This is a genomic window from Myxococcus xanthus, assembly GCF_013116825.1.
Lineage (GTDB): Bacteria > Myxococcota > Myxococcia > Myxococcales > Myxococcaceae > Myxococcus > Myxococcus xanthus_B.
The window spans coordinates 1-12,761 of the sequence record NZ_JABFNS010000193.1 but is presented as its reverse complement, the minus strand read 5'-3'; the positions used below and the strand labels follow the sequence as shown (position 1 = coordinate 12,761).

General features: G+C 70.0%; 8 protein-coding genes. 3 read left to right on the top strand and 5 right to left on the bottom strand.

Features of this window, described 5'->3' with window-relative positions; all coding sequences use genetic code 11:
• Positions 1-10: 10 nt before the first annotated feature.
• On the top strand, positions 11-817 hold the full coding sequence (locus tag HNV26_RS34570) for a dioxygenase family protein (protein ID WP_366817089.1): 807 nt from the start codon (positions 11-13) through the stop codon (positions 815-817).
• A 31-nt stretch (positions 818-848) separates the two neighbouring features.
• Positions 849-1,463: a YceI family protein gene (locus tag HNV26_RS34565; protein ID WP_171444346.1), complete on the top strand. Its 615-nt coding sequence runs from the start codon at positions 849-851 to the stop codon at positions 1,461-1,463.
• 106 nt (positions 1,464-1,569) lie between these two features.
• Here HNV26_RS34565 and HNV26_RS34560 read toward each other — a convergent pair whose 3' ends face one another.
• The 4 genes from HNV26_RS34560 to HNV26_RS34545 all read right to left on the bottom strand — a co-directional run bounded on the left by HNV26_RS34560 (position 1,570) and on the right by HNV26_RS34545 (position 11,631).
• A complete protein-coding gene (locus HNV26_RS34560) occupies positions 1,570-7,491 on the bottom strand; it encodes a DUF6982 domain-containing protein (RefSeq protein ID WP_171444347.1) in 5,922 nt (1,973 codons plus the stop codon).
• A 126-nt stretch (positions 7,492-7,617) separates the two neighbouring features.
• A complete protein-coding gene (locus tag HNV26_RS34555; RefSeq protein ID WP_171444348.1) occupies positions 7,618-9,009 on the bottom strand; it encodes a peptidase MA family metallohydrolase in 1,392 nt (463 codons plus the stop codon).
• 60 nt (positions 9,010-9,069) lie between these two features.
• Complete coding sequence (gene ilvA, locus HNV26_RS34550; protein WP_090490415.1) at positions 9,070-10,287, bottom strand: threonine ammonia-lyase; 1,218 nt, start codon at positions 10,285-10,287, stop codon at positions 9,070-9,072.
• 114 nt (positions 10,288-10,401) lie between these two features.
• The gene (locus HNV26_RS34545; protein ID WP_171444349.1) at positions 10,402-11,631 is read right to left on the bottom strand and encodes a Glu/Leu/Phe/Val family dehydrogenase; all 1,230 of its coding nucleotides are present in this window, start codon (positions 11,629-11,631) and stop codon (positions 10,402-10,404) included.
• 71 nt (positions 11,632-11,702) lie between these two features.
• On the opposite strand from HNV26_RS34545, the gene HNV26_RS34540 reads away from it, so the two are divergent.
• Positions 11,703-12,215, top strand: a complete 513-nt coding sequence (locus HNV26_RS34540) for a helix-turn-helix domain-containing protein (RefSeq protein ID WP_171444350.1) — start codon at positions 11,703-11,705, stop codon at positions 12,213-12,215.
• Positions 12,216-12,219: 4 nt separating this feature from the next.
• On the opposite strand, the gene HNV26_RS34535 is transcribed toward HNV26_RS34540, so the two are convergent.
• A partial coding sequence (locus HNV26_RS34535; protein WP_171452971.1) for an RNA-binding protein occupies positions 12,220-12,761 on the bottom strand: 542 nt, incomplete at its 5' end.

The following is a 12,761-nucleotide window of genomic DNA, read 5'->3' as shown; positions in this document are numbered from 1 at the left end:
TCGGTGAGCCGTGAGAGATGAACGCCGCGGCGGCCAGGCCGTGGCCCCCGCGGCGTTCATCTCTCACGGCTCACCGATGGTGGCCCTGGACGCGGATGCCTACCCGCAGGCGCTGCGTCGCTTCGGCGGCGAGGCCCAGGCGCGGGCCCTGGTGGTGGTGTCCGCCCATTGGGAGACGCCCGGCGAGATTCGCGTCACCGCCAGCGCGCAGCCGCCCCTCATCCATGACTTCTATGGCTTTCCCGAGCCGCTCTACCGCCTGCGCTACGGCGCGCCGGGTGCGCCGTCCCTGGCCAATGACGTGGTCGCCCGACTGAAGGCGGGTGGGTTGCCCACGGTGGCTGACGCGGAGCGCGGCTGGGACCACGGCGCGTGGGTGCCGCTGCTGCATGCCTTCCCGGAGGCGAAGCTCCCCGTCGTCCAGGTCTCCATGCCGCTGGGCGCGAGCCCCGCGGACATCTCGCGGATGGGCGAGCTCCTCCGGCCGCTGCGCGCGCAGGGCGTGTTGTTGATGGGCAGCGGCGGCATCGTCCACAACCTGCGCCGGCTGAATTTCCAGGAGAAGGCGGCGTCCGTCGAGCCGTGGGCAGCGGCCTTCGATGCGTGGATTGCGCAGAAGCTGGAGGCGCGAGACTTCACCGGCCTTCAGTCATGGTTGGATGCACCGAACGCGCGGCTCGCGCATCCAAGGGCCGAGCATTTGATGCCGCTCTATTTCGTCCTCGGAGCTGCCCTCCCCGAGGACCGTCTCACCCCCGTATTCGAGGGCTTCCATCACGGAACCTTGTCCATGCGCAGCTTCGCGCTGCGCGCCTGACTTCGCTGCATCTCCCAGGAGCACACTTCCCATGAAGACGTCCATGAAGAGCGCCGTTGCCCTGTTTTTCGCCCTCCCGTCCATCGCGCTGGCCTCCACCTGGAAGGTGGATGACGCGCACTCCAGCGCCGGCTTTTCCGTCCGTCACATGATGGTGTCGAACGTCACCGGCTCGTTCAACGTGAAGAGCGGCACGGTGGACCTGGACGACAAGGACATCACCAAGTCCAAGGTCGAGGCCGTGCTGGACGCGTCCACCGTCAACACCGGCAACGCCAAGCGCGACGAGCACCTGCGGGCCCCTGACTTCTTCGACACGGCCAAGTTCCCGGAGATCACCTTCAAGTCGACGAAGGTCCAGAAGGCGGGCAAGGGCAAGCTGAAGGTCACCGGCGACCTGACCATGCACGGCGTCACCAAGCCGGTCGTCCTGGACGTCACGGGCCCGTCGAAGGAGTCCAAGGACCCCTGGGGTAACACCCGCACGGGCGTGACGGCGACCACCAAGCTGAACCGCAAGGACTTCGGCCTGGCCTACAACCAGGCGCTGGAGGCGGGCGGCGTCGCGGTGGGTGAGGAAGTCACCGTGAACCTGGAGCTGTCGCTGGTGAAGCAGGCCGACGCCGCCGCGACGGACAAGAAGTAGACCTTCGCTTCTTCTGAAATGACGGAGGGGCCTCCCACGGTGGTGGGGGCCCCTCTTTCATTTGCGGGGCACGGTGGCCCCGCCCGCCCTTCGGGGACGCGCCCGCTCAGCCCTCGGCCACCGCCTGCACGCTGGAGCGATAGATGAAGATGCGCGCGGTGTTGGTGCGCTGGTCGGCGGGGATGACGAAGAAGCCCGGCGTGCTGCCCTGGAAGTCCTGGGAGAAGCCCGCGACCTGACGTCCGTCGTTGAAGGTGACCCGAATCTTCTGTCCCTCCACCTGCGGCTGACGCGCACCGGCGGCGAGCATGAAGAAGATGGCCTTCACACGCTTGCCCGGAATCTGCTCGGCGGCGAAGCCGCTCTGCTGCTCGAGGGAGATGACCTCGTCGAGCAGGTCCGCGTCGCGGATGGTGCCGCGCTTCACCTGGCCTTCGACGGTGTGGATGATGACGCGGTGCTCGCCTTCCACGAAGGAGGTGAGGGCCGTGCCTCCGACGATGGCGGTGTCATCGAAGAGCGGCTCACGCTCCACGGCGACGTGGTTGGCGGGCGCGGCCGGCATGACGACAGCGGTGTGCTGCGGCTGCGCGGCAGTGGCCAGTGAGGCCGCCTGGGCGAAGTGCGCGGGCGCCGACGCGACGACGGGGATGGCGGCCATGGGGGCGGGTGGCGGCACCACGGCTTCTTCCTCGACGTCGATTTCGGAGACCTCCTGCTCGAGCTCCATCGAGACTTCTTCTTCCTCGATGGGCGTGGCCTCGGTGAAGTCCTGCGCCTGAGCACCGAAGGGGCTGTCCGTGCTGGTGGCGGCCCACTGTGACGTCACGGGGGCGCTGTCCAGGATGGGCTCGGCCTCCCACGCGGACGCCACTTCGATGGGCTCGGCCTCCTCCATGACGGGCTCCACGTCCACGGAGGAGTCACTCCACTCCGCGGAGGCATGCGTGGCCGTGTCCGCGAGGGACACCTCTTCCGCGGGCGCTTCGTTCCAGTTCGCCGTCTGCTCCGACGACCACTCGGTGGTGGCGGGGGCGTCCCAGGTCGCCCTGGTGTCGTGGCTGGTCGCGGACCATTCCGCGGCCGCGGGGGCGTTGTCGGCGGGCGCGTCCCACTGCGAGGCGGCAGGCTCGCTCGTTGAGGCCCATTCGGCGGCCGGAGCGGCTTCCTCGATGGGGTCGGCCCACTCGGCCTGGACTTCCTCGGTGGCGGGCGGGGACCACGCTGCGTGGGGGGCTTCGGTGGGTGTTGCCCACTCCTCCTGGACTACTTCTGCCTCGGGGGCGGCCCACTCAGCCTGCGCGCCGTCCGTGGGGGCGCCCCAGGCGGGCTGGGCGGCTTCGGTGGCGGGCGAGGCCCACTCGGCCTGGACTTCCTCGGTGGCGGGCGAAGCCCATTCCGACGCCGGTGCAGCGGCATCGATCGCAGGCGTGGCCCACTCAGCCTGCACTTCCTCGGTGGCGGGCGAAGCCCACTCCGGTGCTGGTGCCGTGCCTTCCTCGGGCGTGGCCCACTCGGCCTGGACTTCCTCCGTCGCGGGCGAAGCCCACTCCGGTGCTGGAGCCGCGCCTTCCTCGGGCGAGGCCCACTCGGCCTGAACTTCCTCGGTCGCAGGCGAAGCCCACTCCGACGACGGCGCAGCGCCTTCCGCAGGCGTTACCCACTCAGCCTGAACTTCCTCGGCCGCGGGATTCGCCCACTCGCCTTGCGCCTCTTCCGTCGCAGGCGAGGCCCATTCCGACGGGGCGGCGGCATCGGTCGCGGGAGTGGCCCACTCGCCTTGAACCTCTTCAGCCGCAGGCGAAGCCCACTCAGCCGGCTGCGCAACCTCGGTCGCGGGTGTCGCCCACTCGGCCTGGGCTCCCTCGGTTACAGGCGAAGCCCACTCCGACGATGCGGCGGCTTCGGCCGCAGGCGTGGCCCACTCCGGTGATGCGGCAGCTTCGGTCGCGGGCGTAGCCCACTCGCTCTGAACCTCTTCAGCCGCAGGCGAAGCCCACTCCGACGATGCGGTGGCTTCGGCGGAAGGCGTCGCCCACTCGGCCTGGACTTCCTCGGTCGCGGGCGAAGCCCACTCCGACGATGCGGTGGCTTCGGCGGAAGGCGTCGCCCACTCGGCCTGGACTTCCTCGGTCGCGGGCGTAGCCCACTCAGGCTGAGCACCTTCGCCGGGCACGGCTTCATTCGCAGGCGTGGCCCACTCAGGCTGCCCCGCGTTTTCGGTAGCAGGAGCGGCCCAGTCGGTTCGCGCTGCTTCATTCGCAGGCGCCGTAGCCCACTCGGGCTGCGCGGCGGTCTCAGTCGCAGGCGCAGTCCATTCGGTCTGAACTTCCTCGGCGGTCGCCCACTCGTTTTCCGACGAGGCGGTCCATTCCGACTGAGCGGTGTCGGCGCCCGGCGTCGTCCAACCTGCCTGGGCGTCCGTCGTGGCGTCAGCGGTTTCTGGCGTAGCCCATTCGGCCTGGGCCTCCGTCGCCGCAGGGGCAGCCGTCAGGGCGGCTCCATCTTGCTCGGCGGGGGCGGCCCACTCGGCCTGGACTTCCACGGGCGCTGCTTCAGTCGACGCCGTGTTCCAGCCCTCGCTCGGGGACGCTTCAGCCGTTGCCCACTGGGCCTGGCCGTCCTCGGCGAGCGGCTCAGCCCACTCCGCTTGGACTTCGACGGGCGCGGCCTCGGGGGAGGACGAAGCCCAGTCGGCCTGGCCAGCCTCGGAGGCGATGCCTGCATCGGAAGCCGCCCACTCCGCGTGGCTCGTGGCAGGCGCCGTTTGCTCGGAGGTCGTCCACTCGGAAGCGGTGACAGGCTCCGCCCACTCCGCCTGGAGTTCGACGGTTTCCGAAACAGGATCCTCCCAGCCTGCATACGCATCGCTGGAAGCGGCCTGCTCACCGGAAGTGGCCCATCCCGTCTGAGCCGCTTCCACAGCGGGCTGCTCGGCAGTGGAAGCCCATTCAGGCTGCAGCTCGATGGCGCCCGCGTCTCCCTCCGCCATCGCCACACTGCGCTCATCGGTTGGCGCGAAGTGTCCGTGGGCCAGGAACTCGTTCGCCGTCGCGAGAGGCACGGCCTCTTCGGGGTTCCCGCTCAGGTCGAACATCTCCTCGGCGGAAGGCGTGTGCGAGGACGAATGCGGCGGCTCTCCCGCCACCTCGATCGTTTCCGCGTGGAGGTCCGGCCCCACCTGGACCGGCCGGAGCTCGAGCGATGGGACATCCGACGACGCGAAGGGTGCAGCCTCCGGCGGGAAGTCCACGTCCGAAGCGGTGGCCTCTGTGCCGACTTCGATAACCTCGAGCGTGGGCTGCTCGCTCCCGGCGTCAGTGGCCTGGAGCGCTGCCTCGTCCCCGGCGTGTCCGGGCGCGGACTCGACATCGATGACATCGAGCGAGGGCTCGTCGGACGACACTTCGGCCGCGTTGAGCTCCAGCGTCGGGACGCTTCCCTGCTGTGCGGGAGACTCTTCGCTCACCTCCGAACCATCGAGGGCGATTTCAGCCGACTGCGGCTCGGCGACGTCGGAGGCCTCCAGGGAAATCTCCGCGGCCGGCTCAATCGGGGCGGACTCGGCGACGTCTGTGGCGTCGAGCGTGATTTCGGAAGGCGATTCGGCGACGTCGGACGCATCGAGCGCGATTTCGGGCGCGCTCATCTCGGTCGCGTCGAGGACGACCTCCTTCCCAGCGAGGGCCTCACTCGAGTGGTCGTAGGTGCTGTGAGCCGTCTCGGGCGCAGTTTCGATGGCGGCCAATTCGCTGACGTCGGAGGCCACATGCGCCTCAGTGGCAAACTCCTCGGCCGCGTCCGTGCTGCCCCATGCGCTGGATGCGAGCGCCGTGTCGGAGGTGGCTTCAGCAGCGGTCGCCACCGAGTCCAACTCCATCGTGGCCACATCACTGACATCGGCGGTGTCGAGCACCGCTTCGGTGTACGGCTCACCCGCGGCGGTTGCATCGCCTTCGCTGAAGGTTGTCTCGGCGAAAGGCTCGAATGAGGCTGCTGCGCTGCCGTAGGTGTCGGAGGGGTAGGCCTCGGCGACGAGCTCGCTGCTGACATCCGCGGACGCCAGCTCGGGAGCAGACGTTTCGATGACATCCGAAGCCGAGAGCGCCAACTCGGGAGCGGCTTCGGCCGTATCATTAGCCTCGGAGGCAGTCAGCGCCACCTCGGGATAAGCCTCCGCCGTCGCGGCATCGCTGACGTCGACCGTCGCGAAGTCGGCCTCAGAGTAGGCTTCCGCCGTCGCGAACTCCGTCGCAGGGTAAGCCTCCGCCGTCGCGAAGTCTGCTGCGGGGTAGGCTTCCGCCGTCGCGAAGTCTGCTGCGGGGTAGGCTTCCGCCGTCGCGGCATCGCTGGCGTCTGACGCCGTGAGGGCCGTCTCGGGATAGGCCTCCGCCACGGAGACATCGGAAGCGTCGAGTGCGATTTCGGAGGGCGAGTTGTCTGCGCCCGTCTCGGTCCCGGCAGACGCGTCGAACGCCATCTCTGAAGCGTGCTCAACCGCCGCATCGCTCACGTCGGCTGCATCGAGCGCAATCTCGGCGGGCTCGGCTTCGGCCGAGGCCTCAGCCGTGGTGTCGAGTGCAATTTCGGCAGGCTGTGCCTCGTACGAGTCGCCCGCGCTGGCCGCGATGAAATCCGTCGCGCTGTGGTCGGCCGTCGCACCCGCGTCCCACGCATCCATCGTATCCGCGGAGTCCGCAGCCGACGCTTCGACCATTTCGGAGGCATCGAGCGCGATTTCGGAATCCGCAGCCTGCGCGGCCGCCTCCGGCTCCGCCATGGCGGCAACGTCGATGAGGTCGCCCGCATCGGAGACGTCCACGTGCTCCGTCTCGACGGCGAGCGGCGCGGAGGCCCACGCATCATCGATGGGGGCGGGAGACTGCTCGTGGGCCAGGACAGGCTCGTTGTCGGCGGCGCCGTCCAGCAACTCGACCTCGGAGGAGGGGACCTCCACTTCCGTCGAGGCCACGGCATCATCCGTGGGCGCCACCGGCGCCTCCGGTGCCGACTCGACCTCCATCGACAAGTCGGCGAACGACGCCTCCAAGGAGGTCTCGGGTTCGGCATTGGCGGCCACCGCCGGGGTGTCCGACCCCACTTCGGAGAAGTCATCCTCCGCAACGCTCAGGGCTTCCGACTGCGCCTCCTCGGACACGGGCTGCGCATCCTGCTGGAGGTCCGCGGTGACGTCCGCGAACGACGCAGACGGGTCATCCGCCGCGGCTGGTTCCTCGCCGGCGGACATCGCCTCGATGTCGGGTTCCTGCTCAGCGCTCAGTGCATGCTGAGCCTGTCCACCGGCGCCCGGCGTCATCCACGGCGCGGGCTCGCTCAGCGCGGGAATGTCGATGTCGTCCGAAAGGCTGAGGTTGTCCGGCTCGACAGCTGGCGGGTGTGCGGGGGCGGTGGGGTAGGACTGCTGCTGCACGGACTCCGCGGCATAGGCCTGCGGATCCGCCTGCCACGCTTCGACAGTGCCCTGGGCGTAGCCCGCATTCGGGTCGTACACCTGCGCGTTCGGGTCGTAACCCTGCTGCGCGTAGGCCTGCGCGTTCGGGTCATACGCATGCTGCGCGTTCGGATCGTAGCCTTGCTGTGCGTAGGCCTGAGCGTTCGGGTCGTAGCCCTGCTGCGCGTAGGCCTGCGCATTCGGGTCATACGCCTGCGCGTTCGGGTCGTAGCCGGCGGGGTAGGGGTACCACTGGCCGTCGTCAGCGTAGTAGCCCTGGGGTTGTTGCTCGTAGCCGGCGGGGTAGGGGTACCACTGGCCGTCGTCGGCGTAGTAGCCCTGGGGCTGCTGCTCGTAGCCGGCGGGGTAGGGGTACCACTGGCCGTCAGCGGCGTAGTAGCCCTGGGGCGCGGCCTGCTGCTGCCAGGCGGCGGCGTCCGCGGTTGGCGCGTCATCCACGCCCAACTGTGCGCGCAGCTCGTTCCAGCGAGCCTCCTCCACCGGAGACAGGCTTCCCAGCTTCCGCTTCTCGTCGAGAAAGCGGAATTCTCTCATCGCTGCGCGCGTGTCCGACATCCGTCACCTTGCTGCGGACAGCGTACAGCCGAGCTTCTGTCGCAGCGTAAATAGAGGGGGCTGCGAGTCTAGGGGACTCCCGGGAACGGGTAAACCAATTGGCCCGGGCCCGGCTGGCAGCCTCCCCTACTGGAGAGCGGCCCGGACATCCTCGTCGAGGCTCGCCCGCGTCTTGCCGTAGTGCTCCGTCAGGGCCTCGTCGATGGGTCTTCCCTGTCCCACCTCGCGGACCATCGTGAGGAACCGGCCCGTGCCGCCCCGCTTCACCAGTTCGCGGACCGCCACGGCGGAGGTGGCATAGGCGACGGTCGGGTTGCGCTGCATGATGAGGGACGAGCCCTCCATCTGCGCCAGCTTGGGCAGGGAGTTCGCCTTGGCGGCCTGGACCATGTAGTTCCGGACTGACCGCTCGGGCTCCTCGCCGCCCATGTAGCGCCACTCGACGTACTCGGCCAGGCCCTCGTTGAGCCAGACGGGGAGGCTGCTCCCGTAGCCGCCGCAGAGCTCATCCAGCGCGGCGTGTACGTATTCGTGGACGAGCGTGGCCTTGGTCTGCGGCGTGAGCTCCGCGGCGTCGTTGATGCGGATGGCGTTGTCGGAGTAGAGCCCGGCGACCGTTCGCGCCCGCGTCGCGCCGAAGTGCGTCTGGAACTCCGCGAGGGTGTACAGGATGATGTCCACCGGGGCGTGGCGCACCTCGCCCAGCATGCTGCGGCTGAAGTCGTAGGCCTCGTCCAGCGCGGCGACGATGCGGCCCTCGTACTCCGCGCGTTGGCCGAAGTCGCGATCGTTGTTGAAGTACCGGATGACGAAGCGGCTGTTGGAGCGCGTCCGCATGCCGTCCGCGCCGGTGCCCGACTCGTAGTTGAGGCTGGCCGAGCGCGTGTTGCCCCGTCCCTGGCCGGCCACCGCGGGGTGGGCTTCGACCATGACGGTGGGCCGCCCGCTCGTGGCGCCATTCATCCGCAGCTCCAGGCGCTCCGCCTCCCGCCGCGCGGCGGTCTCCTCCGTCGTCTTGGCGCGGGCCTGCACGAGCAGCCGCTTCGCTTCCGCGGCCTCCTTCGACTTCGCAGGCACCTTCTCCAGCGCCGCCACGGCGCCCGCCGCGTCCTGTTCCTCCATCAGCAGCCGCCCCAACTCCAGGCCGAAGGCGCCTTCCTTGGGGTACTGGGCCAGCCCCTTGCGCAGGGCGGCTTCCGCAGCGGCCCGCTGGTCCGTCTTCCGCGCGGCCCGGGCCAGGCACCGCAGCGCGCCCGCGGACTCCTCGTAGACGGTGGCCCGCTCGCCCAGTGAGTACGCCATCACCGGGTCCTCGTCCTTCAGCGCCTCGCAGCCCTTCTGGAGCGCCGTGGCGACGGTGCCCCGCTGCGGGGCGGGTACGTCCGATGCCTCGCCTGCCGAGAAGGCCAGATAGAGCTCCTCCCAGGCGCGGCTGGCGGCGAGCGACTTCGCCTTCTGTCCGGGAGAAGAAGGGGCGGCGGTCAGCAGCAGGGCGGAGAGCAGGGCGGCGGGGCTCATGCCCTGAGTATCGCCGGACACAGGCGCACGGGCGCAAGGCCCAGCCCCCCCGCATGGGGGTTACTTGCGGGCCACCTGCCAGCCCAGCCGGTGGAGCGCGCGCTCCAGCTCCTCGATTTGCGCGGGCCCGGTGGTCTCCAGCGTCACCTCCACCATGGCCTCGCCCAGGCCCGCCTTGGAGAAGGCGCGCTCGTGGTGGATCTCCACGACATTGGCGCGCAGGTCGGCCACCTGCGTGGTGAGCTTCGCCAGCATCCCGGGCCGGTCCGGCAGCCGGACCTCCAACTGCACCAGGCGGCCGGCCTTCACCAGACCGCGCTCGATGATGCGGCTGATGACGTTCATGTCGATGTTGCCACCGCTCAAGATGATGGCGGTGCGCCGGCCCCTCGCGGCGGGAACGTCGCCGCTGAGCAGCGCCGCCAGACCCACCGCGCCGGCGCCCTCCACCACGCTCTTCTCCTGCTCCAGGAGGGTGAGGATGGCGGCGGCGATCTCCTCCTCGTCCACGGCCACGACCTCGTCCACGTACTTCTGCACCATGGGGAAGGTGAGGTCGCCCACGCGCTTGACGGCGATGCCGTCCGCGATGGTGGTGCCCGCGGCGGCCAGCAGCACGCGCTCGCCCGCCTCCACCGACGCCTTCATGCTGGCGATGGTCTCCGCCTGCACGCCCACCACGCGGATGTCGGGCCGCGTCTCCTTCAGCGCGCACGCGATGCCGGAGATGAGCCCGCCGCCGCCAATGGGGACGAGCACCACCTCCAGGTCGGGGCACTGCTCCAGCAGCTCCAGGCCGATGGTGCCCTGGCCGGCGATGACGTGTGGGTCATTGAAGGGGTGGATGAAGACGCGGTCCTCCGCCTTCTGGATGCGCAGCGCCTCCGCGTAGGCCTCGTCGTAGTTGGTGCCCTTGAGCACCACGCGCGCGCCGTAGTCATCCCGCGTGCGCGACACCTTGATGAGCGGGGTGCGCTCCGGCATGACGATGGTGGCGCTCACGCCCAGCCGACGCGCGTGGTACGCGACACCCTGCGCGTGGTTTCCGGCGGACGCGGCGATGACGCCCCGGCGCCGCTCGTCCTCGGTCAGCGTCAGCAGCTTGTTGAGGGCGCCGCGCTCCTTGAAGGCCCCGGTGCGCTGGAGGTTCTCCAGCTTGAAGAACACCGCGGCGCACTCCGTCCGCTCCGTGTAGTAGTCCGACTGCGGGCACGGCGTGGGGCGGATGGCCGAGCGAAGGCGCTCGCGGGCGGCCTGGATGTCCTCGAGGGTGACCATGGGCGCGCCTCTATCGGAAGCGCGCCCCGGGCGGAAGAGACACGAGGAATGAGCGCGCTCCGCCGGCTGCCTGCCGCGCCGCGCTACGTCCACCGCGTGACACGGCGGGCCGCGTCAGATGCCGCGGAGCACGGTGGCCTTGCCCACCCGGCCAATCGCCAGGATGTACGCGGCCGTCCGCATGGAGACCTTCCGGGAGCGCGCCACCTGCGCCACGCGCTCGTAGGCCTCCTTCATGGACTTCTCCAGCTCCGCGTTGACGCGGTCCTCCTCCCACGACAGGTGCTGGAGGTTCTGCACCCACTCGAAGTAGCTCACCGTCACGCCGCCGGCGCTGGCGAGCACGTCCGGCACCACGAAGATGCCGCGCTTCTCGAAGATTTCGTCGGCCTCCGGCTGGGTGGGGCCGTTGGCGCCTTCGATGATGAGCTTCGCGCGCACCGCGTGGGCATTCTCCCGGGTGAGCACGTGGCCCAGCGCCGCGGGGATGAGGACCTCACAGTCCGCGCCCAGCACGTCCTCGTTGCTGCACGAAGCCCCCCCGCTGAAGCCCGTCACCGTGCCGGTGCGCTTCACGTGCTCGAAGAGGGAGGGGATGTCCAGGCCCTGCGGGTTGCGAACGCCGCCCAGCGCGTCCGCCACGGCCACCACCACGCCGCCGTCCTCCCAGAGGAGCTGCGCGGTGTGGCCGCCCACGTTGCCGAAGCCCTGGAGCGCGAAGCGCGTGCCCTTCACCGGCAGGCCCAAATCACGCAGGATTTCACGCGCCACGTAGAGCAGCCCGCGGCCGGTGGCGGCCTCGCGGCCCTTGGAGCCGTAGAGCTCCAGCGGCTTGCCCGTCACCACCGCGGGAGAGTGGCCGTGGTAGCGCGAGTACTGGTCCATGATCCACGCCATCACCTGGGGGTTGGTGTTGACGTCGGGGGCGGGGATGTCGCGCGTGGGGCCGATGACGTCCTGCACCTGGTCCACGTACTTCCGGGTGAGGCGCTCCAACTCCTTGATGCTCAGCTGGGACGGGTCGCAGGCGATGCCGCCCTTGGCGCCGCCATAGGGGACATTCACGACGGCCGTCTTCCACGTCATCAGCGACGCGAGCGACGCGCACTCGTCCTGGTCCAGCATCGGGTGGTAGCGGAGGCCGCCCTTCATGGGGCCGCGGCTGTTGTCGTGCTGAATCCGGTAGCCGAGGAAGGTGCGAATCTCTCCGGAGTCCATCTCGATGGAGACCTGGACCTTCACCTCGCGCAGGGGCGTGGCGAGCAGCGTTTCGATGGGGGTGCCTACGTCCATGATCCGCGCGGCTTTGCGGAAGTAGTAGTTGGTACCCTCGACGGCGCTCATGTGTCGGCAAGCTCCTGGATGGCGGCGCGCGAGACCTTAACAGAAGGGGTGCGCTACCATAGGAAACTGCCATGTCGCCCGAACCGCCGGACGCTTCCACCGTGAGCGGACACCTCCAGGGACTGGCCCGGCGCATCCGGAACCTGCGGGAGCGGCGGGGGCTCACCCAGGAGGACTTCGCCGCCCGCTGCGGCATCTCCGTGTCCTTCGCGTCCCTGCTGGAGCGAGGCGAGCGCAGCCCCAGCTATGAGACGCTGCTCCAGGTGGCCGCCGCGCTCCAGCTCCCCCTGTGGGAACTCTTGCGGCTGGAGGACACGCAGGACGCGGGGGGCCACCGGCTGGAGGCCTTCGTCCGGGGGCGCGGCCTGGCTCGCGTGGACGTGGACCGGTTGCTGTCGGTGGCGGAGGTGATGTTCAACGCGCCCACGCGGGCAACGGAGGACATCCAGGCCGTCCGGCCGGAGCCCGCCCGCTGCGGCGAGCCCGGCTGTGAGAAGCCCCTGCTCGCCCGGGGCCTGTGCGCCGCCCATTACCACCGCGAGCGGCGCAGGACGGCCGCCAGTCCAGGGACTGGCGGCACCTGAGGGACTACTTCCGCTTGGCCTGCTCCACCTTGAGCGTGCGCTCGCCGTGGGGCTTGCCGTGCGTGGCTTCGAAGGCCGCCACGTCCTCGTCGGCGACGAAGACATACGCGTAGGTGGGGCGCAGGTCCGTGCGCAGCACCTTGCCGGCCGGAGCGCCCGCGGCCTCCAGCGCGGCGGCGACGCCCGCCTCGTCCAGCCCGTCCTGCTTGCCCAGACCCACCCACAGGCGCGTCTGGCCGGGAACCTCCGGCAGGGCCTCCGTGCGGGGACGGCGCTCCGGGCGTGCGCCCCGCGGACGGTGACGCTCCACCTTCAGCGCCTTCTCGCCGTGGGGCTTGCCGTTGACGGCCTCGAAGCCGGGCGCGTCCTCCTCGGCCACGTAGGCGTAGCCGTAGGTGGGGCGCAGCAGGGTGCGCAGCACCTTGCCGGCCGGAGCGCCCGCGGCCTCCAGCGCGGCGGGCAGCTTCGCCTCGTCCATGCCGTCGTCCATGCCCAGGTTGATCCACAGCTTCGCCTCGCCGGGGCCCGCGTCCGGGGACGGGGTGC

What these genes read in the sequence shown, in the direction of transcription:
- HNV26_RS34565 (WP_171444346.1), top strand. Translation starts at nt 849, where the DNA reads ATGAAGACGTCCATGAAGAGCGCCGTTGCCCTGTTTTTCGCCCTCCCG.
- HNV26_RS34560 (WP_171444347.1), bottom strand. Translation starts at nt 7,491, where the DNA reads ATGTCGGACACGCGCGCAGCGATGAGAGAATTCCGCTTTCTCGACGAG.
- HNV26_RS34555 (WP_171444348.1), bottom strand. Translation starts at nt 9,009, where the DNA reads ATGAGCCCCGCCGCCCTGCTCTCCGCCCTGCTGCTGACCGCCGCCCCT.
- ilvA (WP_090490415.1), bottom strand. Translation starts at nt 10,287, where the DNA reads ATGGTCACCCTCGAGGACATCCAGGCCGCCCGCGAGCGCCTTCGCTCG.
- HNV26_RS34545 (WP_171444349.1), bottom strand. Translation starts at nt 11,631, where the DNA reads ATGAGCGCCGTCGAGGGTACCAACTACTACTTCCGCAAAGCCGCGCGG.
- HNV26_RS34540 (WP_171444350.1), top strand. Translation starts at nt 11,703, where the DNA reads ATGTCGCCCGAACCGCCGGACGCTTCCACCGTGAGCGGACACCTCCAG.